Origin of the sequence: Vibrio halioticoli NBRC 102217, from assembly GCF_000496695.1 — a bacterium.
GTDB lineage: Bacteria > Pseudomonadota > Gammaproteobacteria > Enterobacterales > Vibrionaceae > Vibrio > Vibrio halioticoli.
The window spans coordinates 17798-37828 of the sequence record NZ_BAUJ01000018.1; the positions used below are offsets into that span (position 1 = coordinate 17798).

General features: G+C 43.1%; 23 protein-coding genes and 1 pseudogene. 14 read left to right on the forward strand and 10 right to left on the reverse strand.

Annotation, left to right across the window (positions count from 1 at the left end; all coding sequences use genetic code 11):
• Positions 1 to 3: 3 nt before the first annotated feature.
• The 4 genes and pseudogenes from VHA01S_RS06705 to bioA form a co-directional block, all read right to left on the reverse strand.
• Positions 4 to 318, reverse strand: a complete 315-nt coding sequence (locus VHA01S_RS06705; RefSeq protein ID WP_023403597.1) for a helix-turn-helix domain-containing protein — start codon at positions 316 to 318, stop codon at positions 4 to 6.
• Positions 298 to 497, reverse strand: a pseudogene (locus tag VHA01S_RS18340) (type II toxin-antitoxin system RelE/ParE family toxin); the annotation flags it as partial. The pseudogene VHA01S_RS18340 and the gene VHA01S_RS06705, both read right to left, overlap by 21 nt.
• A gap of 273 nt (positions 498 to 770) precedes the next feature.
• The gene (locus VHA01S_RS06710; protein WP_023403598.1) at positions 771 to 1664 is read right to left on the reverse strand and encodes a DUF2971 domain-containing protein; all 894 of its coding nucleotides are present in this window, start codon (positions 1662 to 1664) and stop codon (positions 771 to 773) included.
• A 437-nt stretch (positions 1665 to 2101) separates the two neighbouring features.
• A complete protein-coding gene (gene bioA / locus VHA01S_RS06715; protein WP_023403599.1) occupies positions 2102 to 3382 on the reverse strand; it encodes an adenosylmethionine--8-amino-7-oxononanoate transaminase in 1281 nt (426 codons plus the stop codon).
• Between the two features lie 121 nt (positions 3383 to 3503).
• Here bioA and bioB point away from each other — a divergent pair, with 121 nt between their 5' ends.
• From bioB to bioD, 4 genes are read left to right on the forward strand one after another with little or no spacing between them, the layout of a single operon-like run.
• On the forward strand, positions 3504 to 4556 hold the full coding sequence (gene bioB, locus VHA01S_RS06720; RefSeq protein WP_023403600.1) for a biotin synthase BioB: 1053 nt from the start codon (positions 3504 to 3506) through the stop codon (positions 4554 to 4556).
• Positions 4528 to 5712 carry an 8-amino-7-oxononanoate synthase gene (bioF, locus tag VHA01S_RS06725; protein ID WP_373277885.1) on the forward strand — a complete coding sequence of 395 codons (1185 nt, stop codon included), beginning with the start codon at positions 4528 to 4530 and terminating at the stop codon, positions 5710 to 5712. The genes bioB and bioF overlap by 29 nt, the downstream gene beginning before the upstream one ends.
• Positions 5712 to 6506 carry a malonyl-ACP O-methyltransferase BioC gene (gene bioC, locus VHA01S_RS06730; RefSeq protein WP_039970357.1) on the forward strand — a complete coding sequence of 265 codons (795 nt, stop codon included), beginning with the start codon at positions 5712 to 5714 and terminating at the stop codon, positions 6504 to 6506. The genes bioF and bioC overlap by 1 nt, the downstream gene beginning before the upstream one ends.
• Positions 6503 to 7180, forward strand: a complete 678-nt coding sequence (gene bioD / locus VHA01S_RS06735; RefSeq protein ID WP_023403603.1) for a dethiobiotin synthase — start codon at positions 6503 to 6505, stop codon at positions 7178 to 7180. The genes bioC and bioD overlap by 4 nt, the downstream gene beginning before the upstream one ends.
• A 61-nt stretch (positions 7181 to 7241) precedes the next feature.
• Here bioD and VHA01S_RS18465 read toward each other — a convergent pair whose 3' ends face one another.
• A complete protein-coding gene (locus tag VHA01S_RS18465) occupies positions 7242 to 7400 on the reverse strand; it encodes a hypothetical protein (protein ID WP_023403604.1) in 159 nt (52 codons plus the stop codon).
• A gap of 320 nt (positions 7401 to 7720) precedes the next feature.
• Here VHA01S_RS18465 and htpX point away from each other — a divergent pair, with 320 nt between their 5' ends.
• The 10 genes from htpX to VHA01S_RS06785 all read left to right on the forward strand — a co-directional run bounded on the left by htpX (position 7721) and on the right by VHA01S_RS06785 (position 15970).
• On the forward strand, positions 7721 to 8596 hold the full coding sequence (htpX, locus tag VHA01S_RS06740) for a protease HtpX (RefSeq protein ID WP_023403605.1): 876 nt from the start codon (positions 7721 to 7723) through the stop codon (positions 8594 to 8596).
• 197 nt (positions 8597 to 8793) lie between these two features.
• Positions 8794 to 9216 carry a nuclear transport factor 2 family protein gene (locus VHA01S_RS06745; protein WP_023403606.1) on the forward strand — a complete coding sequence of 141 codons (423 nt, stop codon included), beginning with the start codon at positions 8794 to 8796 and terminating at the stop codon, positions 9214 to 9216.
• Positions 9213 to 9983, forward strand: coding sequence for an SDR family NAD(P)-dependent oxidoreductase (locus VHA01S_RS06750; RefSeq protein WP_023403607.1), 771 nt, complete (start codon positions 9213 to 9215; stop codon positions 9981 to 9983). The genes VHA01S_RS06745 and VHA01S_RS06750 overlap by 4 nt, the downstream gene beginning before the upstream one ends.
• On the forward strand, positions 9980 to 11275 hold the full coding sequence (locus VHA01S_RS06755) for an NAD(P)/FAD-dependent oxidoreductase (protein WP_023403608.1): 1296 nt from the start codon (positions 9980 to 9982) through the stop codon (positions 11273 to 11275). Before VHA01S_RS06750 ends, VHA01S_RS06755 begins: the two co-directional genes overlap by 4 nt.
• Positions 11272 to 12048 carry a DUF1365 domain-containing protein gene (locus tag VHA01S_RS06760; protein WP_023403609.1) on the forward strand — a complete coding sequence of 259 codons (777 nt, stop codon included), beginning with the start codon at positions 11272 to 11274 and terminating at the stop codon, positions 12046 to 12048. The genes VHA01S_RS06755 and VHA01S_RS06760 overlap by 4 nt, the downstream gene beginning before the upstream one ends.
• Before the next feature lie 25 nt (positions 12049 to 12073).
• Positions 12074 to 13312 (forward strand): SAM-dependent methyltransferase, encoded by a 1239-nt coding sequence (locus VHA01S_RS06765; RefSeq protein ID WP_023403610.1) that lies wholly within the window; start codon positions 12074 to 12076, stop codon positions 13310 to 13312.
• Between the two features lie 20 nt (positions 13313 to 13332).
• Positions 13333 to 13875 carry a DUF2878 domain-containing protein gene (locus VHA01S_RS06770; protein WP_240432733.1) on the forward strand — a complete coding sequence of 181 codons (543 nt, stop codon included), beginning with the start codon at positions 13333 to 13335 and terminating at the stop codon, positions 13873 to 13875.
• The gene (locus VHA01S_RS06775) at positions 13856 to 14455 is read left to right on the forward strand and encodes a hypothetical protein (protein WP_023403612.1); all 600 of its coding nucleotides are present in this window, start codon (positions 13856 to 13858) and stop codon (positions 14453 to 14455) included. The genes VHA01S_RS06770 and VHA01S_RS06775 overlap by 20 nt, the downstream gene beginning before the upstream one ends.
• A gap of 2 nt (positions 14456 to 14457) precedes the next feature.
• Positions 14458 to 14994 carry a DUF3833 domain-containing protein gene (locus VHA01S_RS06780; RefSeq protein WP_023403613.1) on the forward strand — a complete coding sequence of 179 codons (537 nt, stop codon included), beginning with the start codon at positions 14458 to 14460 and terminating at the stop codon, positions 14992 to 14994.
• A 166-nt stretch (positions 14995 to 15160) separates the two neighbouring features.
• A complete protein-coding gene (locus VHA01S_RS06785; protein WP_023403614.1) occupies positions 15161 to 15970 on the forward strand; it encodes an alpha/beta fold hydrolase in 810 nt (269 codons plus the stop codon).
• A 24-nt stretch (positions 15971 to 15994) separates the two neighbouring features.
• Here the strand turns inward: VHA01S_RS06785 and VHA01S_RS06790 are convergent, their stop codons facing one another.
• The 5 genes from VHA01S_RS06790 to elyC all read right to left on the reverse strand — a co-directional run bounded on the left by VHA01S_RS06790 (position 15995) and on the right by elyC (position 19898).
• Positions 15995 to 16321 (reverse strand): putative signal transducing protein, encoded by a 327-nt coding sequence (locus VHA01S_RS06790; protein WP_023403615.1) that lies wholly within the window; start codon positions 16319 to 16321, stop codon positions 15995 to 15997.
• A 28-nt stretch (positions 16322 to 16349) separates the two neighbouring features.
• Positions 16350 to 17036 carry a TVP38/TMEM64 family protein gene (locus tag VHA01S_RS06795; RefSeq protein WP_023403616.1) on the reverse strand — a complete coding sequence of 229 codons (687 nt, stop codon included), beginning with the start codon at positions 17034 to 17036 and terminating at the stop codon, positions 16350 to 16352.
• 157 nt (positions 17037 to 17193) lie between these two features.
• Positions 17194 to 18210: an HTH-type transcriptional repressor PurR gene (gene purR / locus VHA01S_RS06800; RefSeq protein WP_023403617.1), complete on the reverse strand. Its 1017-nt coding sequence runs from the start codon at positions 18208 to 18210 to the stop codon at positions 17194 to 17196.
• Between the two features lie 164 nt (positions 18211 to 18374).
• Positions 18375 to 19025 carry a molecular chaperone TorD gene (gene torD, locus VHA01S_RS06805; RefSeq protein ID WP_023403618.1) on the reverse strand — a complete coding sequence of 217 codons (651 nt, stop codon included), beginning with the start codon at positions 19023 to 19025 and terminating at the stop codon, positions 18375 to 18377.
• Between the two features lie 105 nt (positions 19026 to 19130).
• A complete protein-coding gene (elyC, locus tag VHA01S_RS06810; RefSeq protein WP_023403619.1) occupies positions 19131 to 19898 on the reverse strand; it encodes an envelope biogenesis factor ElyC in 768 nt (255 codons plus the stop codon).
• Positions 19899 to 20031: the final 133 nt, after the last annotated feature.

Below are 20031 nucleotides of genomic sequence, written 5' to 3' on the forward strand. Positions count from 1 at the left end.
TTGTTATAGCTCTGCTATCTGTGACAGAGTTTCTGGATGACGCTGAACCAATTTTAGAAGGGTTATCGCTTGTCCATTGGGTGCGCTACGCCCTTGTTCCCAGTTTTCTAATGTACGAGATGAGGTATGCAATAAACGCGCAAACACACCACGAGACATATTAAATTGTTCACGAATACGCACGATCTCATTAGGTGAAATATCTAACTCACTGATATCGTTAACTTGGTAGGTTTTAAGGGTTAACTTACCCTCAGAATGTTCTTTAGCCTCAATAAGAGCTGAACTTAACTCTGTAAACAGATCACGACTGCTCATTACGCCACGCTTACCTTTATTTGCAACACGAATTTCCGCAAACCACCTGTACCTTGAATCACGTTACCTCATTTCGGGTTAGGCATTTACTCAGATCGAAAAAACCTAAACTCATCATCGCTGAGATATTCATTATGGTACTTTTCAAATATGGTCGATTCGACAAATATACTTTTCATATGCAAAGTGTACGCAAATAACGTATAGATGATTTTTAAGAAGACTGGTCTGACCCGAGCTATCATGCTTTGTTAAACGGCAATAAGATAATTGGCTAAAATAGGGTCAGGTCTTGAATTTTGCTTTGAAGGTTTAGCTTGTGCAAAAAGAAAGACCTGACCCCACTTACTTCCCTCTGGAACATAACGCCTAATTGACAGGCAAAAAATAGTCGGTTAAACAAAGGCACAAATCAACTGTTTTTTATCCTTATTTAATTTTTTGTTAGTAAGCTACACCGTTTTATTTACTACTTCTGAAAATCTATTGTTCTTAATTTGCCATCTAGCTATTTCACCAAAATCACCGGGAAGATCTTTAAAAATATGTGCTGATCTTGGGCTTATAACAGGGCTTTGTTCAGAAACTGGAATATCATATTTTATTAGTTCAGGTCTAAAGTTAAACCCCCAGTTTGAAATGGCTGAAAGTGACAAAGCAATATTAGTATTTTTAACTTTATTAAAAATACTAATTTGATTTTCGACAGACGTTCGTTCACCAAATGTAATTGATTTAATGCACTGAATTGGAAGCTCCTGCACATATATTGGATATTTAGGACTGTCATTGACTAGTGTACAATCAGCGAGGCTTCTTGCGATTCTTACCTCTTCTTCATATTCCCAATCTTTCGGCTTAATGCATAATTCTGAAAGCCTTATAGGCTCTTCAGAGTTAGTGAAAAAGGAATAGTCTTTGATTGGCCTGTTTTTTCTATAATCAACTTCAAATAAACCTTGAAAAAATTCATGATCTCTATCGAATTCAATCATGACTCCAGCATACTCTTCAGCATAGTGTGACCACATAAGAATAGAGCTTGGATTTTTAGTTAGACATAATATTCCGATTGACTTGTCTAAGTCATTCCGAATAGTTCTGGCAGTATAATCGTTACAAGTTGGAGATTGAAAGTCATAAGGCAGTTCTCCAACAGGAGGAACTCGTGCGGGACTCATTAAGTCAAAGCGCATATCCAAATCCTGTTTGCCTAATCCCTCGGGGATATTTATTTCAGGTAATAGCTCAAATGGGTCGTTAAACGCACTAGGCTGAGTAAGTCTAATATTACCTTCTAAAATTTTAAATAATGTATCAATTGAAACATATTTATATAGCCCCATTGCACCTCCGATGATACATACTTGCTAACATTGTTAATAACAGGCCTGCTCGTTTTTCTGCTTGCCTGAGGTTCACTTAATCTACCATAAGTCAATGAAATATAACGCATATACATCACATTTTGCATTCTGTCTCTACATAAAAACGAGCGTTCGTGCTGTCACTTTTTAACAGTGGACATTATCTTGGAAGAATAACGCCAATTCCATAGCTAATCTTTATAATTCAATTGGTTAACTTGCGATTGCATTCTTTGTTAAGGGGAGGCTAGTGACTCGATTCAAGCGTCCCAATGATTTTTAAAATACATCACGGTACTACATAGGCAGAACCTTGTTCGGAATAAGGTTCTGCCATCAAATATTGCTAATAGCAGTTTATTTAGATGGATAGGGGATGAGCTTTTTGTTTAGCGATGTGTGTTGCTAAGCAACCACTACAACTGAAAATTATCAGGATCAGCGACCGCACTTTCAACAGCATCTATCAAGCGCGCCAATTCGTCTGGCTGGATAATGTAAGGAGGCATCATATAGATAAGTCGTCCAAACGGACGTATCCACACGCCGTGCTCCACAAAGTGCGCTTGAATACGTTGCATATTGACGGCTTGATGAGTTTCGATGACGCCAATCGCGCCTAAATAACGAATATCTTTCACCATCGGTTGTGCTTTTAGCTTGGGCAGTGATTTGGCAAAGATGGATTCAATTTGCGTGACTTGCTTGCGCCATTCTCCCGTTTGCAATAGCGACAAACTTGCGGTTGCCACGGCGCAGGCGAGTGGGTTGCCCATAAAGGTTGGGCCATGCATAAAGCATTGCGCTTCACCTGAGCAGACAGTATTAGCAACTTTTTTGCTGGTTAGGGTGGCAGAGAGCGTCATGTAGCCTCCCGTTAGCGCTTTACCTACGCATAAGATATCTGGCTGTATATCGGCGTGTTCAACGGCGAACATTTTGCCAGTGCGGCCAAAACCTGTGGCGATTTCATCGGTGATCAGCAGCAGATTATATTGGTCGCATAACTCACGAACTCGCTTGAGATAGGTGGGGTGGTAAATACGCATTCCGCCAGCACCTTGCACAATAGGCTCAAGGATGATGGCAGCGACTTCTTGATGATGCTGTGCTAATGCATCAACTAGCGGAGCGATATCAGATTCATCCCATGTATCAAAGAAGCCCGTCTTTGGCGACTCAACAAAGATATGTTCAGGCAAAAAGCCTTTATACAACGAGTGCATGGAATTATCAGGGTCGGTGACGGACATGGCAGCAAAAGTATCGCCGTGATAGCCGTGTCTGAGAGTGAGAAACTTAGCGCGTTTTTCGCCTTTTGCGTGCCAGTATTGCAATGCCATTTTTAAGCTGACTTCCACCGCGACTGAACCTGAATCGGCAAGAAAGATATGCTCAAGATTATCAGGGGCGAGATCTAATAGCTTTTTACCCAGCTCTATTGCCGGCTGATGGGTGATTCCGCCAAACATCACATGCGACATAGCATCGATTTGCTGATGAGCCGCCTCGTTTAATGCAGGATGTGAGTAACCATGAATCGCTGACCACCAAGAAGACATGCCATCAATTAACTCTCGCCCATCTTCTAAGGTCAATTTGACGCCAGAAGCTGAGGTGACTGGGTAACAGGGGAGAGGGTTAATGGTTGAGGTATACGGGTGCCAAAGGTGGTTTTTGTCGAAGTCTAAATCCATAAAAGCGCTCAAATTGTACAATTAATGTTCGTTAGTAAACAAAGTTACCTTTGTAATGTTGACAGTGTATCGCTTCGGGTTAGACTAGCCAAGCATCAAAACAGCCCAAAAGGATAACAGCGTGGAAGTTCGCCATGATTGGACAGTTGCAGAGGTCCAACAATTACTTAATCTCCCTTTTATGGATTTGCTCTATCAAGCGCAGACCGTTCACCGAAAGCACCAGCAACATAACTATGTGCAGGTCAGTACCTTACTTTCAATAAAAACAGGCGCTTGCCCTGAAGATTGTAAGTATTGTCCGCAAAGTGCCCATTACCGCACTGACGTTGATAAAGAGCGTTTGATGGAAGTTGAGCGAGTGCTTGAAGCCGCTGAGAAAGCAAAAAACTCCGGTTCAACGCGTTTTTGTATGGGCGCAGCATGGAAAAACCCAAAAGCGCGAGATATGCCGTTATTGACGGACATGATCAAAGGCGTGAAATCTATGGGCTTAGAAACCTGTATGACGCTAGGCATGTTAACCCCAGAGCAAGCCTCTGAGCTCTCCACCGCTGGCCTTGATTATTACAATCATAACTTGGATACTTCTCCAGAATATTACGGCAACATCATTACCACTCGCACTTATCAAGACCGTTTAGACACGCTCTCTCATGTGCGTGATGCCGGAATGAAAATCTGTTCTGGTGGCATTATTGGTTTGGGTGAAGGTTCAGCCGATCGCGCAGGGCTGTTAGTGGAGCTCGCCAATTTACCTGTGCACCCTGAAAGTGTGCCAATTAATATGCTAGTGAAAGTCAAAGGCACGCCACTGGAAAACGTGGAAGATGTCGACCCATTTGAATTTATCAAACTTATCGCGATTGCTCGCATCATTATGCCGCAATCGGCGGTACGTCTTTCAGCAGGCCGTGAAAGCATGAACGAGCAAATGCAAGCGCTGTGCTTTATGGCGGGCGCAAACTCCATCTTTTACGGTTGTAAGTTGCTGACTACGCCAAACCCAGATGAAGACAGCGACATGCAGCTGTTTAAAAAGCTTGGCATTAATACCATTGCTACCAGTCAAAAGCCGGATGAAATTCAAGAGCAAGATTTGCTTGAGCAAGTGAACGAGCGCGTGGCAGCCAGACCAACAAAAGATGACTTATTCTACGATGCTACCGTTTGAGTCTCGTATAGATGAGGCACTGCAACTGCGTAAAGAGCAGGGCCTTCTGCGAACGTTAAACCCTGTTGCCGGAGGCAATACCGAGCAAATCATTACCGATGATAAAGCGTTTGTTAATTTCTCTAGCAATGATTATTTAGGGCTTGCGAGTGACGAGAGCATCAAAAGTGTCTGGAAATTGGCCATTGATGATTACGGCGTAGGCAGCGCTGCGTCGCCAATGGTCACTGGGCATTCATTGGCTCACCAAGCATTGCAACAGAGTTTATGCCAGTGGTTAGGTTACGAGCAAGCCGTGCTGTTTAACTCTGGATTTAGCGCCAATCAAGCGGCGCTATTTACCTTGTTAGAAAAGAACGACACTTTATTGCAAGACAAGCTCAATCACGCCTCATTAATGGAAGCGGGCATGTTAAGCCCAGCTAAGATGCAGCGTTTTCCCCATAACAACACTGATAAACTGCGTACTTTATTAGAAAAAAATGGCAGTAGCTTAGTGGTGACGGAAGGGGTGTTTAGCATGGATGGCGATACCGCTCCTCTGGATGACATCGCAACGCTTTGTCAGCAGCACAACTCTTGGCTGATGGTCGATGATGCGCACGGCATTGGCGTATTAGGCGCGCAAGGTCGTGGCAGTTGTCATGCCTTGGGCGTAAAACCGAATATCTTAGTGGTCACCTTTGGTAAAGCGGTGGGCGTGCAAGGCGCGGCCATTTTATGCGACGCACAAACGGGTGAGTACCTGTATCAATATGCACGCCATTTTGTGTACTCGACGGCGATGCCTGCGGCGCAAGCTGTGGCGATTGACCATTCTATCCAGTTAATCCAAACACAAGCATGGCGTCATACCGCTTTAGCCAATCTGCAAAACAGTTATACCGAATACCTTGGACATCTTCCGGGATATATTGCGACAAGCACGCCGATTAAGCCTTACTTGGTTGGCTCATCGAATCGAGCGATGCACCTTGCGCAATACTTACGTGAACAGGGCTTTTGGACAACAGCCATTCGCCCGCCTACAGTGCCACAAGGCAGTGCGCGAATTCGCATTACCTTATCAGCAAAGCATCAGCCCCATCAGATCAAGGGACTTGCCGAAGTGATTGAACGCTTTGAAAAGCAGTATCCCAATGAGGACTCACTATGATGTCAGAACAGGGATGTTTGAATCTTAGCGCAGACAAATCGGCCATTGCTTATGCGTTTGGTCGAGCCGCCACACATTATGACAAGCACGCCAAGTTGCAAAGAGATGTGATAGAGAAACTATTACAAAAATTACCACTTTGCCTGACGGGTATGCGCATCTTAGATGTTGGGTGCGGCACCGGCTACTTTACTGAAAAACTGCTAGCACGTGGGGCGCAGGTGGTGGCTCTTGATCTCTCTTCACAGATGTTGCAACAGGCGCGTTTACGTTGCCAAGCGCGAGCGACTTATTGTTTAGGTGATGCCGAAGCCTTGCCATTTGCGGATAATCACTTTGATTACGTGGTCTCAAGCTTAGCCTTGCAGTGGTGCAGTGATTTGAGTGTTCCGGCAACTGAACTGCTCCGAGTTTGTAAAAAAGGTGGTGAAGTGCTGTTTTCGACATTGGCGGAAGGCTCCTTGTTTGAATTAAAAGAAGCGTGGCAATGTGTGGATAATCACCAGCATGTCAAAGAGTTCATTTCTGAAAATGCGATAAATATTGCGTTAGCTCAAGCGAATGGTAATCGATATCAAGTAGACTCGATCAAAATGACATATTGGTACGACAGTGCGTTTAGCTTGATGAAAGATCTTAAAGGCATAGGCGCAACCCAACTGGATGGGCGCTCTCAAGGGTTAACCAAGAGAAGTGCGCTGATTAAAGTAGAAGATGCGTATCAAAGTCTGTTTCAAGATAATCTCAAATTACCGGCAACTTATCGTGTTTGCCTAGGGTTAATAAAGAAATGAAGAAGACATTTTTCGTTGCAGGTACAGATACCGATGTAGGTAAAACCGTTGTCTCAAGAGGTTTACTACAAGCATTTCAAGCCAGAGGGCTTTCCACTATTGGCTATAAGCCCATTGCCGCAGGTTGCGAAGAAACAGAGCAAGGTCTGAGAAATTCAGATGCACTGTATTTGCAAGCGGCTGCCACTGTCGATTTACCGTATGAAGAAGTTAATCCCGTCGCCTTGTTGACACCTGCTTCACCGCATATTGCAGCTGAGATTGATAACATCGAAATCGATACTGAATTTCTTTCGCAAAAGCTTCATCAACATCAACAAAATGCCGAAGTGGTATTAGTAGAAGGTGCGGGCGGCTGGCGTGTGCCTATCAGCGCTGACCGTTATCTTTCACAGTGGGCTGTAACTGAAAAACTGCCTGTTATTTTGGTGGTGGGCGTGAAACTTGGCTGTCTAAACCATGCAGTGTTAACGGCTGAAGCCATTCGCAACGACGGCTTAGACGTTGTGGGTTGGGTAGCAAACCGTATTAACCCTTGTGAAGAGCACTATCAAGACATTATTGCCTTTTTAGAAGCACAAATTGGCGCACCAAAAGTGGGAGAGATCCCTTACATGCGCAGTGTGAAGAAAAAGGACATTAGCGAATACATCAACCTTGATGCCATTATGTAATTAATGTCGACTCAACAAAAAAACGCCCATTATTGGGCGTTTTTATTGAACAGAGTCAGGACTAAGCGTCATTGGCGACTTGAGATTGACTATTGACCACTTGTTGGTCAATGCTAGGCATATCCTCTAGTCCAAGCTCTTCTAATGCCTCTTGTTTACTCATCCCTAGATGACAACGAAGCATATCTACTGCCATTTCATGATTTGAACTATCCATCATAATCAACTCCCTTTGTTAAAAAATAGTTAAATCTATTTATTCTATGCTTAATATTTATACTCGTTCATTGATTTTAAGCAAGATACTTCGATAAAAAATGCGTCAACTTTAGCTTAAAGTCTCATTATTGTAGCAATTTGTTACTGCTATTAAGTTTGCGTGACCGGTGCTCCTGTATACAATGCTCTGATAAGGGGTTGTTGCTACCTAAGCGATCAGTCGCTAGCACTCACGTGGGAACAAAGAGTCGTTTTCTTTGTCTACAATATCGATTGACCCTAATAATTACATAGATTTAGCTTCTTACTTGGAGAACTCAGATGAAGCGCGTAGCGTTATTTTTACTTACCAACCTTGCTGTAATTGCAGTATTGAGTGTGGTGTTAAACCTTGTGTATGCCTTTACCGGAATTCAATCTGGTAGCCTTTCAGGTTTGCTTGTGTTGGCTGCTGTATTTGGTTTTGGCGGGTCTATTATTTCTTTGATGATGTCCAAAGGCATGGCGCTTCGCTCTGTGGGTGGACAAGTTATCGAAAGCCCTCGTAATCAAACTGAGCATTGGTTAATAGAAACCGTATCTCGCCAAGCGCAACAAGCGGGGATTGGCATGCCAACGGTTGCGATTTATGACGCGCCGGATATCAATGCTTTTGCGACAGGCGCAAAGCGTGATGATTCATTGGTAGCGGTGTCCACTGGATTGCTAAACAGCATGACTCAAGATGAAGCCGAAGCGGTATTGGCTCACGAAGTCAGCCACATCGCAAATGGCGACATGATCACTATGACCTTAATGCAAGGCGTGGTGAACACCTTTGTTATCTTCCTTTCTCGTTTTATTGCCAACATTGTGGCCAATAACAATAACGACGAAGGGGAAGGCGGCTCTAACATGATGGTTTACTTTGGCGTATCTATGGCGTTAGAGCTGGTGTTTGGCTTTTTGGCGAGCTTTATCACTATGTGGTACAGCCGTAAACGTGAATTCCATGCCGATGCAGGCGCAGCTGAATTGGTCGGTAAACATAAAATGATTGCCGCTCTTGAACGACTAAAAACCAGCCACGAGCCTCAACTTGAAGGTTCTATGATGGCATTTGGTATCAATGGTAAACGCTCACTGACAGAGCTTCTAATGTCACACCCACCATTAGATAAGCGCATTGAAGCGTTGAGAAATACTCAAAATTTCTGATCTTTGAGTATTTAAAAAAAATAACGAGAAAGCTTGGCGTTAAAACTGAGCTTTTTTTGATCTTAATTCACTTAAATCACGTAGTTAAGGAGAGAAAGATACTCTACCTTTAAATTGAGCGCTCCCATAAAGTGGTCACAGATTAGGTATTAAGCTGATAGGAACGGACTCCCTATAACGGTTATTAGGAATAGACAATGAGCATTGATAGCGTAGCAGATGTATACCAAAAACTGACCAAAGAGACGTTAAGTGATTTAACTCAAATTTATCACCAAGATGTCATCTTTGAAGATGCCGTACATAAATTAAATGGCTGGGAAGCTTTATCGTTATATTTTGAGAATCTTTATCAAAATGTGATTGATTGTCGCTTTGAGATTGAGAGTAAGCATCAAGCTGGCGAAGCGGGTTTTATTATTTGGACCATGCGTTTACGTCACCCTAAATTAAAAGGCGGCAGTGAGGTGGCCGTTAAAGGCATTAGTCACTTGCAGTTTAGTGACGGCAAGATCATCCACCACAGAGATTATTTTGATATGGGTGAAATGCTGTATGAAAACTTGCCTATTCTGGGCTCAGTGGTAAAGGCCATTAAAAAGCGTATGGGTGAGTTATGAGCCCGATTCTTATTACTGGCGCCACCTCCGGCATAGGAGAGCAACTGGCTTACGACTATGCAAAATTGTATGCATCGAGCCATTCTTTAGAAAGTGAAGTACAAATGCCTGTGGTCTACGTCTGTGGTCAAAACCAAGCCAAATTGGCAGCACTTGCTGAGCTTGGTAGCCATGTAGTCCCTCTTAACTTCGATATTACCGACTTAGCCGCCTGCAAAGAAACACTCAAATCTCTTGATCCCGTTCCCCGTACTTGGATATTAAACGCAGGAAGCTGTGAATATATTGATGATGGCGTGATGGACGCCGCGCTGGTGGCAAGAGTCATGCAGATTAATGTTGTGGGCCTTGCCAATACGATAGAAGCCGCGCAACACCACTTTACAGCAGGTCAACATTTGGTGGTGATGGGTTCGATTGCCAGTGAATTAGCGCTACCGAGAGCCGAAGCATATGGCGCCTCTAAAGCCGCGGTCAGTTATTTAGCCAGGACGCTGGCACTCGATTTATCCAAAAAAGGTATTTTGGTTAGTACGGTTTTTCCCGGATTTGTTAAAACACCTCTTACCGACAAAAATGATTTTCCAATGCCGATGATGATCAGCGCAGAACAAGCCTCCAAAGCGATTCAAAAGGGCATTGCGGATAAAAAAGCCCACATTTATTTCCCGAAACGTTTTACATGGATTTTAAGACTACTTGGCAGCTTGCCGTACTCAATACAGCAACGCCTCTCAAGCAAATTAATTAAGGATAATGCCGAATGAAAATTGCAATTATTGGCACTGGGATCTCCGGTTTAACCTGTGGTTACCACTTACATAAAACTCATGATGTGACTTTGTTTGAAGCCAACCATTATATTGGCGGGCACACAGCAACTGTGGATGTTGAAGTGGATGGAAAGCCCTATAGCGTGGATACAGGGTTTATTGTTTATAACGACAGAACCTATCCTAATTTCATTAAAATGATGAATGAAATTGGTGTGCCGGGTAATCCCACTGAAATGAGCTTTAGTGTGCGTAATGACAGCAATGGTTTGGAGTACAACGGACACGGTATTTCGAACCTGTTTGCGCAAAAACGTAATTGGTTGAACCCTAAATTTTACCGCTTTATCTTGGAGATTTTGCGCTTTAATAAATTAGCGAAAGCGTTTGCTGCTGATGACTCAGTGCAAGATGATACTTTAGGCGATTTTCTAAATCAGCATCAATTCAGCGATTATTTTTGTGAGAATTACATCTTGCCAATGGGCGCGGCGATTTGGTCGTCTACCCTTGCGGATATGCGCGCATTTCCATTGTCATTCTTCCTACGCTTTTTCTTAAATCATGGTTTGTTGGATATTAAAAATCGCCCGCAGTGGTATGTGATCGACGGCGGCTCTAGGGCGTATATTAAGCCGTTAATTGCAGGTTTTGCAGACAAGATTCACCTTAATTCGCCGGTTGAGAAAGTACTAAGAAGTGACAGCGGGGTGAGTATTTTAGTCAAAGGGCAATATCAGCATTTTGATCAGGTTATTTTTGCCTGTCATAGCGACCAAGCATTACGCATTTTAGGTGAAGAGAGCACAGCCACTGAATCCGATATTTTAGGGGCTATGACCTATCAAGCCAATGAGGTGGTATTACACACCGACACTCGCCTATTACCTAAGCGCACTAAAGCGTGGGCATCTTGGAATTACTACTTAGAAGGAGCAAGCGATCAAGAAGCTCGTCTACCGACTTTAACGTATGACATGAATATACTGCAGCATATTCAGTCACAGCATACTTTCTGTGTTTCGTTAAATAACAGTCCTAATATTGATAAAGACAAGATCTTAAAATCTTTCGTGTATCACCATCCCGTTTTCACTCGTGAATCTATTGCCGCGCAGCAGCGTAGCGCAGAAGTGCAAGGTCAAAATAATACTTGGTTTTGCGGCGCATATTGGCGTAATGGCTTTCATGAAGATGGTGTAGTTAGCGCTTTGAATGTGGTTCGAGAAATTGACAAAATCGCGCCAGTAACACCCGTGATTATGGCTCAAAAGGGCGCTGCATGAGTCAAGCCTCAATTAACCATTCTGCAAAAGAGCACGCTATAAACAGCTCAATCATGGTTGGCGAGGTACGACATAGACGTTTTTCGCCAGTAAAACACGCACTTAATTACCCTTTGTTTATGCCCAGCATTGATTTGGATGAACTGACTTGTTTAAAAAAGTCGGTATGGGGCTTTGGTGAGCGTTGGTGGCATTGGGCGAGATTTTCCCGTGCTGATTATCTAGGGACAGGCTGCCTAAAAAAAGCGGTGCAAGATAAAGTATTTGCACTGACCGGAGAGCGACATACTGGCAAAGTGATTGCAGTGGTGCATCTTCGTTATTTGGGGCTCTATTTTAGTCCAGTGAATTTTTATTATGTATTTGATGATAAGGGGCAATGGAGAACCTTGCTGGCAGAAGTGAGCAATACGCCGTGGAATGAACATCATTATTACGCCGTTGATGCCAATGAAGGTGAGCACGGAGAGAATTGGCAACACGATAAAGCCTTTCATGTGTCGCCGTTTAATCCTATTGACCAACAATATGTATGGAAACTAAAACCCTTATCTAAAAAATTGATGGTGCATTTAGAGTGCCATCGAGAAGGTAAAGAGTTCGACGCAACACTGTCCATGAAAGCACAGACTTTTAATTCAAAAAATTTACTCAAACAATTGATCTCAACGCCAATAATGGCAGTAAAAGTAGTTATCGGTATTTATTGGCACGCCTTTAAATTGTGGATGAAGAAAGTTCCTTTATACCCGCATCCGGCCAAAAATAAGTAAAAGATGAAGCAGGAGGCTTTTTGTAATGTACAACTCTCAATCTTTAGTGATCGAAAAGGAATTCTCACCATTGCAGCGTTCAGCCAGAGCGATGCTATTTAAGCAGCTTCAGAATTTAAAGCATGGCCATTTAACCATCAATGAGCGCTTTGATTCTTACTCATCAGAGCATAAATTTGGTCAGCCATCGCAGTCGCTAAACGGCAGTATCGAAGTGTTGCATCCAGACTTTTATTCTCGAATGTTAAGTGGCGGAAGTATTGCTGCCGCCGAAGCCTATATGGATGGTTGGTGGCAAAGCGTTGATTTGACGGCAGTAATGAAAATAATGGCGCTTAACCTTAATGCTCTGGATGACATGAACAGCAAGCAAAATATGTTAACGCGTTTAGCTTATAAGTTAGGACATTGGCTTAATCGCAACACTCAATCAAATTCGAAGAAAAACATTAGTGCGCATTACGATTTAGGCAATGAGTTATATCAGCGTTTCTTGGATAAAAATATGCTGTATTCCTCTGCTGTTTACCACAACCCAGAAGACAGTTTAGAGCAAGCGCAAATTAATAAAATGGAAAGATTGTGCCAACAATTGCAGCTTTGTGCTGACGATAGTGTGATTGAGATTGGCACTGGTTGGGGAGGCATGGCGATATACATGGCGCAAACCTATGGCTGTCAAGTAACCACCACCACCATTTCCCAAGAGCAGTTTTTGTATGCCAAACAACAAATACAGCAAGCAGGTCTAACCGATAAAATCACCCTGCTGCAACAAGATTATCGTGATTTAGAAGGGCAATACGACAAGCTCGTCTCCATTGAAATGATTGAGGCGGTTGGGCGTGAGTATTTACCTTCTTATATCCAAAAATGCCAAGCATTGCTTAAACCCGGCGGTTTGATGGCAATTCAAGCGATCACCATTGCTGATCAGAGATTTGAGTCATACAGCAAAGGTGTCGACTTTATTCAAAAGTATATTTTCCCCGGTGGTTTCTTGCCTTCGGTTTCGCATCTATTACAGCAAACTACCCAACATAGCCAATTGGTAGTGCACGATCTGCATGACATTGGTTTGGATTATGCGCGCACTTTAAGAGAGTGGTTACATCGCTTTGAGCTTGCTGAACGAGAGTTGTCAGAGCTTGGTTACGACGAACGTTTCATGCGTATGTGGCGTTACTATTTGTGCTATTGCGAGGGCGGTTTCCTAGCTCGCCGAATTAGCACCGTACACCTTACCTTTAGATGTCCTGCGTAAATTGCTAGGCAATGAGGTTTATGATGAATAAGCAACTTCTACTGATTTCTGTTTGGTTTCAATGCTTGTGGTTTTTAGCCGTAATAGGGCAACAAAGCACGCAACTATTGTTACTGGTCGGCGTTATTGCAACGGTCGTATGGTCCTATCGTTATCGCGGCATACCGCTGAGCTGGCTCTTTATGATTGTTAGCGTAGGCGTTGCGATGGATGTGATGCATGGTTTCACAGGGTTATTTGTGTTTTCTTCTACACCAACAGCAGGGATTCCACTGTGGCTAGCGCTGCTATGGATTAGTTTTGCTTGGTATGCCTATCATATGCGCACTCTTTTGATCCGTTTTCCGTTTGCCATCGTATGTATGGTTGGAGCGTTAGGAGCTGCTGCCAGTTATTTTGCAGGTTTGCAATTAGGTGCGGTGCAATGGCCATACTCAAATACAATGACTTTCGTGATTATTACATTGGAATGGGCATTGGTTTTTGCATTGATTATCTACTCCTTAAACGTGTTGGAAAAACGGCGCCATGGAGTAAAACCACATGAGACTCGTCCAAATTAAACCCCTATTCTTTAAAGCGAATACCTTTAAAACCTCAATCTTTAAAGGTATGGCGCTCATAGGCCTTGCTCTAATCAGTACACTAAGCTTTGCCACGCCCAGTAAAAGTACCTTACAACAATGGCACCAATGGCCAACGGTTGGTTCAGCTGATTTAGATTTTATGTTTTTTGATGTGTACACCTCAGAGCTGCGCTCGCCAAAAGGTCAATACCAAGTTGGAAATGATATATCCCCTCATCCTGTTGCATTGGCAATTACTTATGAGCGCAACATCTCTAAAAACCATTTGCTTAAAGAGACCAAAAAGCAGTGGGAGCACCTTGGTTATCACCACTCGCAATCATCCCAGTGGCTTGACCGATTAAACAACATCTATCCTGACGTGGCGCTAGGTGATCAGTTGGTGTACATCACCGACGGATTGTCAGGTGCATTTGTATACATTGAAAAAGACGGATTAGCGCAATGGCGAGGCGAGATCAGCGATGAAGCGTTAAATGATGCTTTTCTAGCGATTTGGTTATCGCCAAACACCGAATATCCTAAACACAGACAGCAATTGATCGGGTTGAATTAACGATGATAAAAGCACTGAAAGTATTGATGATGAGCACTGTGTTTTCCCTGTCTATGTTGGGATGTACAGCAGACGTGAATGAGTATCAAGGTGAAGGCCCTAACTTTGATTTGTTTGGTTACTTTGAAGGTAGTGTCACGGCGTGGGGCATGGTGCAAGACAGAAGCGGCAAGCAAACGCGACGATTTGAGGTGGCACTACAGGGAAGCGTGCAAGGCAATGTATTGACGCTACATGAAGATTTTGTATTTGCAGATGGTGAGCAATCAACTCGTATATGGGTGATCACACGTTTACCTGATGGCAGTTATGAGGGGAAAGCGGATGATATAGTGGGCGTTGCTACCGGAGAGGAAGTCGGTAATGCATTGCGCTGGCGTTATGACTTTGAATTACCTCGAGGGGATTCTACGGTTGTTGTTCATTTTGATGATTGGCTATACCGACAAGATGAGAGGCACGTGTTTAATCTTACTTCGATCAGGAAGTTGGGCATAGAGTTTGGAACCTTAACGCTCTTTTTCCAAAAGAACCCTTAATTTTTAATCGTGATTTGTTTGATGATGTGCTGATGCTTTGTGCGGTTAGTGGCGCACAATTTGCACTGTCACTCACTATTTGTTACAAAATCAACGACTAGGACAATCTGGCCTTTGGTCAATTATGTTATTATCAAATCCCTTTATATTTCCTTTTGTGTGATCAATGACCGCTATTGCTGAATCCAATCCAATGCTATTTCATAAAACTTACCGACACTGTGAATCTCAGGAGTGGGTAGTATTTGTGCATGGTGCGGGTGGCAGTTCGTCAATTTGGTTTAAACAAATTAAAGCGTACCGAGAACACTTTAACGTATTATTGGTTGATTTACGTGGGCACGGTAAATCCAATACCTTATTTCAAGATATCATCAGTAAGCGCTATACCTTTGAAGCTGTGACGAAAGATATATTGCACGTTCTGGATCATCTTAAAATCAAATCAGCGCATTTTGTCGGCATGTCTTTAGGTACCATTATTGTACGTACATTAGCAGAACTCGCTTCTGAGCGCGTTAAGTCTATGGTGCTTGGTGGGGCAATTACGCGCTTTAATACGCGTTCGCAAATCTTAGTGAAAATGGGCGATTTGTGTAAGAACATTATCCCTTATATGTGGTTATATAGCTTGTTTGCTTGGATAGTGATGCCGCAAAAAGGGCAAGTGGAATCTCGTTTGATGTTTATACGAGAGGCAAGAAAATTATGCCAAAAAGAGTTTAAACGTTGGTTTAAACTCGCGGCAGATGTGAACCCTTTAATGCGTTACTTTAGAGATAAAGAGCTTGATATTCCGACCCTATATTTAATGGGGGATAAGGACTATATGTTTATCCAACCGGTCAAAGAGATGGTCTCGGTTCATCAAAACAGCCAATTGGTGGAAATTGAAGGTTGCGGTCATGTGTGTAACGTGGAAAAACCGCAAGAGTTCAATCAAAAATCTATCGAGTTTATCCGCTCACAAAGTTAAATGTCGCACTCAATAAATACAGAGCTAAATCAATATCGCTTCATCAGTGGTGCTAGCACCACATTGCCAGCATAAGGCAAACTGGCCTTCATTTATCTCCCCACAATCATCACAGCGCCAATCTGGGCTGTGATTGTGTCTATTTTCAAATTCCGCAATCAGGGTTTTGGCTTGTTGTTGCTTGTGCTCATCTATTAGCCAGAGGTAGGGCAGGCTAGAGTCATCCATCGGGAGCTCTCCTTGCAGACCAAATAACCCTTCTCCACGCACTTCAACCTGAATGCGATGACTACGCAAAAGCTCACATAAAATATGAGCTTGAGGCGGATTTTGCGCAACGTATAACTTCATTCATATCCTTAAACAATGACTGTGATGATTAAGCAGGACTAGAGCCATTTTGCGGTCGAATCTTACCCATGATCCATTTAGCAATAAGCGGGAATAAACCCAATAGAGCAAAAGAGGCTAATACGGTAGGCGAAACAATGCCGGATAAGCTGTCTATTTCTGCCAGTTGCGTCCCGGCATTTAGATACACCATAGTCCCCGCTAGCATGCCGAGTTGGCTAAATACATAGTATTTCACTACCGAGATAGGGGTAAGCCCCATTAACAGGTTAATCAAGAAAAACGGGAACACAGGAATCAAACGTAACGAGAACAGGTAAAAGGCCCCATCACGTTCCACGCCCTTGTTAATGGCCTCAAGTTTAGAGCCAAACTTAGCTTGCACCCAGTCACGTAATAAATAGCGACTGCTTAAAAAGGCTAAGGTTGCGCCAATAGTGCTGGCAAATGAGACCAGTAATAAGCTCGTCCAAAAGCCAAACAGTGCTGCGCCAAGTAAAGTCACCACCGCCGCTCCTGGAATGGAAAATGCAGTGACAAACACGTAGCCAATAAAGTAAATAGCGGCAGATAATACGAAGTTATTTTCAATATGCGTATTGAGTGCTAACTGCTGAGCTTTGGCATTTTCTAAGGTGAAATACTGACCGAAGTTGATGCCGAGTAATACAATCGCTGCAACTAAAATTAGCCCGATTATCAATTTCTTATTCATGAGAGCGTCCTTATCATCCAGAGTAAGTATAGAGACAGGATCAGTAATAGGAAACTTTCAGCGATTGAGTATTTTATTTGATTTATTCTCAGCAGATACAAATAAAAAAGGCTAGAAATCATTAAGATATCTAGCCTTATTCAGTTAAATGGTCACGTTAACTAGCGTTTAGGTTTCTCACGCTTGAGCGCTCTACCAATTCTGGATGCATTTCAAAAATGCGGCGGTCGTGTTCTTTGTTTTTAATGCGCTCTAGCAAGATCTCAAAGGCGGTTTTACCTACGCGACGTTTTGGCTGATGTATGGTAGTTAGAGGCGGCGCAAAATAGCCGGCTAAATCGATATTATCGTAACCAATCACCGAGATATCCTCAGGAACAGCAATACCATGTTGTGTCAGGCGGCTAATCAAGCCTAGCGCCATGATGTCGTTGAAACAGAAAATAGCCGTAGGGCGTTCGCTTTCTGCTAGGGCGACCAGTTTGTCAGCCGTTTCAACTGCGGTATCACACTCAAAGTTGCCTTCAAAAATGAAATCATCGTTGTACGGGATATTGGCTTGAGCTAATGCTCTTTTGTAGCCAGACATACGCTCAATACAAGCAAGTTTTTCAGTTTGACCGGTCAAGCAGCCAATTTTCGTATGTCCATTTTCAACCAGATATTTAGTGGCAAGGTAGCCACCTTCTTCTGAGTTATCAATGATCTTGTCTGCAGAAGAAGATTCTGGACCCCAATCCATCACCACTTTAGGGATGCCTGGGTGAGAATCTAGCATTTCACGCAACTCTTCGGTTAAGTCAGAACACATTACTAATATTCCATCTACGCGCTTTTCGGCAAGCATACGAATGTAATCGCGCTGCTTTTCGTACAGTCCGCCAGTGTTACATAAGATCAGCGTATAGCCTTGACGGTAACAGTAACTTTCTACGCCATCGACCACTTCGGCAAAGAAGGGGTTAGTCGATTGAGTCACCAACATGCCGATAGTTCTAGTGGTGTTGCATTTTAAGCTACGAGCAACCGCACTTGGCGCATAGTTCAGCTCTTTTACAGCTTCCATAACACGTTGTTGTGTTGTTTCAGCCACAAAACGTGTTTTATTGATAACGTGTGAAACTGTTGTGGTGGATACACCAGCCAGTTTAGCGACGTCTTTTATGGTTGCCATGGGAGACCTTGTAAATATAAGTAATGATTATTAAAATGCGGCGAATTATAGAGTAAGTTGCGCTCAAAATTCCACTGCAAACGATTGCGGGGGAGTCTAGCCATAAATCGTGAAACTGACAACGCATTTATGACGATAATGTGAATCTATTTTTGATAACTGGGTTATTGCTCATTACTCAAGTAACGACAATCAATTTCACAAAAATTAACCAATAGCTCGGCCACCGCAGAATAGAAGCCAAATTCATCATATTTGGTACAGTTTGCCGAAAATTGCGGAATCCAACTAAGCAAGTGTTGTTCAATTAATGATTTTTGTTTAGTCAGAGCCGACTCTAAATGCGATTCCATTTCTAATGCGTTTGAACGAATAATTAGATTACCGATAAAGTCGAGCTCGATGGCAAGATGATCGGCGGGCTCATTAAAGCATTTATCCACTTCAATACCATGCTCTAACATAATTTGAGTCATCTGCTGCGCGGGAACGCCGTTGAGTAGTTTGTTTTCATCAAGATAAATAGATGCATAGGGCAGAGCTGCATGTTTGTCCGAAGTTAAAAACAAGTCACAAAAGTCTGCTGATAATTCAAGTTGCGCGTCAGGACGTTGCTGCAACCTATCCAGGGCGTCAATCAAACGTTTGGCCGCCACTGCTAATGATTCATTTTCGGCTAAGCCATGAATGAACGCTCTCACCTCTGGAGTTTGATAAGCGATAAGATCGTCTTCGGTCAGCTCTTTCGAAAACAAGCTTGAAAACCACCAATAAATCTCTGCTCGCTGTTCATTAAACTGTTTGAGTTCTTGCATTAATCAATCCATAACTATTTGGCAAACCACAACATCAGCTTAGCAAACCAAAACATCAGCGCCTAAGCTGGCGACAACCTATCCGTTGATTAAATTATGAGTCACTTATTTGCTACTGACAAGATCTCGTATGGTTTTCCACCACTTACCCATGGTTTCATGCCAATAACGTTCCGTTTGCTCTAGGTATCGCGCTTGCGGCGTGTACTTTTGCCATGCTTGATTAATGTTAGATTGTGCTAAGTAATTGGTCGGTGCCGGGGTAGGGTTTAGACCTGCACTGTGAAACTCGCGCAATGCACGTTCCATATGACTGGCAGAGGTAACCAGCGACATATGTTTTTCGCCAACAAAGCCGGCGGCTTGTCGGGCTTCTTCCCAAGTATCTTGCGCCGTTTCTAATAAAATAATATCCGATTTCGCCACACCTAACGATAGCGCCACCGTGGCCATCATTCGCGCTTGGCTCATTTCTGAGCCGCCATCATAGCCAGATAAAATCAATTTTGCGCCGGGATACATGCGCAATATACGAATGCCTTCACTTAGGCGCATTAATGCAGTGCGGCTTAATTCAGAGGTTGGCGGAATTTGCGGGTCAATGACATGTCCACTGCCTAGCACCATGACATAGTCTAAGCTTTCTGCTGGTGGTAAAAAGGCGGTGTATTTGCGCTCTAATGGTTTGAGCAACGAGGTAGACACAGGCTGGAATGAAATAGCAAAAATAGATGCTAATGAAATAAAAATAAAGATACAGCCAGATTTATGTTTACGGGTAAACATTACCAGTGCTAGGCCAAAGAAACCAATAAGTAGCATTGCAGGTAATGGCATAAGAAAGGCAGTAATGATTTTTTTCAATTCAAACATATTGGGTTAAACCATTTCCTAAGTTCTGTAGGGTAAATTGGTGTCACGAGTTAAAATGTCGTGTTATCGGTCGGTTTTTTAGTCGATCGGAGGGGCAAATCGACAACCGCTCTTTATTCTTGACGTCCTTGTG

Excerpts from the sequence above, each read along its gene's own strand:
- VHA01S_RS06705 (WP_023403597.1), bottom strand. The coding sequence starts at position 318 with ATGAGCAGTCGTGATCTGTTTACAGAGTTAAGTTCAGCTCTTATTGAG.
- VHA01S_RS06710 (WP_023403598.1), bottom strand. The coding sequence starts at position 1,664 with ATGGGGCTATATAAATATGTTTCAATTGATACATTATTTAAAATTTTA.
- bioA (WP_023403599.1), bottom strand. The coding sequence starts at position 3,382 with ATGGATTTAGACTTCGACAAAAACCACCTTTGGCACCCGTATACCTCA.
- bioF (WP_373277885.1), top strand. The coding sequence starts at position 4,528 with ATGACTTATTCTACGATGCTACCGTTTGAGTCTCGTATAGATGAGGCA.
- bioC (WP_039970357.1), top strand. The coding sequence starts at position 5,712 with ATGTCAGAACAGGGATGTTTGAATCTTAGCGCAGACAAATCGGCCATT.
- bioD (WP_023403603.1), top strand. The coding sequence starts at position 6,503 with ATGAAGAAGACATTTTTCGTTGCAGGTACAGATACCGATGTAGGTAAA.
- VHA01S_RS18465 (WP_023403604.1), bottom strand. The coding sequence starts at position 7,400 with ATGATGGATAGTTCAAATCATGAAATGGCAGTAGATATGCTTCGTTGT.
- htpX (WP_023403605.1), top strand. The coding sequence starts at position 7,721 with ATGAAGCGCGTAGCGTTATTTTTACTTACCAACCTTGCTGTAATTGCA.
- VHA01S_RS06745 (WP_023403606.1), top strand. The coding sequence starts at position 8,794 with ATGAGCATTGATAGCGTAGCAGATGTATACCAAAAACTGACCAAAGAG.
- VHA01S_RS06750 (WP_023403607.1), top strand. The coding sequence starts at position 9,213 with ATGAGCCCGATTCTTATTACTGGCGCCACCTCCGGCATAGGAGAGCAA.
- VHA01S_RS06755 (WP_023403608.1), top strand. The coding sequence starts at position 9,980 with ATGAAAATTGCAATTATTGGCACTGGGATCTCCGGTTTAACCTGTGGT.
- VHA01S_RS06760 (WP_023403609.1), top strand. The coding sequence starts at position 11,272 with ATGAGTCAAGCCTCAATTAACCATTCTGCAAAAGAGCACGCTATAAAC.
- VHA01S_RS06765 (WP_023403610.1), top strand. The coding sequence starts at position 12,074 with ATGTACAACTCTCAATCTTTAGTGATCGAAAAGGAATTCTCACCATTG.
- VHA01S_RS06770 (WP_240432733.1), top strand. The coding sequence starts at position 13,333 with ATGATGAATAAGCAACTTCTACTGATTTCTGTTTGGTTTCAATGCTTG.
- VHA01S_RS06775 (WP_023403612.1), top strand. The coding sequence starts at position 13,856 with ATGAGACTCGTCCAAATTAAACCCCTATTCTTTAAAGCGAATACCTTT.
- VHA01S_RS06780 (WP_023403613.1), top strand. The coding sequence starts at position 14,458 with ATGATAAAAGCACTGAAAGTATTGATGATGAGCACTGTGTTTTCCCTG.
- VHA01S_RS06785 (WP_023403614.1), top strand. The coding sequence starts at position 15,161 with ATGACCGCTATTGCTGAATCCAATCCAATGCTATTTCATAAAACTTAC.
- VHA01S_RS06790 (WP_023403615.1), bottom strand. The coding sequence starts at position 16,321 with ATGAAGTTATACGTTGCGCAAAATCCGCCTCAAGCTCATATTTTATGT.
- VHA01S_RS06795 (WP_023403616.1), bottom strand. The coding sequence starts at position 17,036 with ATGAATAAGAAATTGATAATCGGGCTAATTTTAGTTGCAGCGATTGTA.
- purR (WP_023403617.1), bottom strand. The coding sequence starts at position 18,210 with ATGGCAACCATAAAAGACGTCGCTAAACTGGCTGGTGTATCCACCACA.
- torD (WP_023403618.1), bottom strand. The coding sequence starts at position 19,025 with ATGCAAGAACTCAAACAGTTTAATGAACAGCGAGCAGAGATTTATTGG.
- elyC (WP_023403619.1), bottom strand. The coding sequence starts at position 19,898 with ATGTTTGAATTGAAAAAAATCATTACTGCCTTTCTTATGCCATTACCT.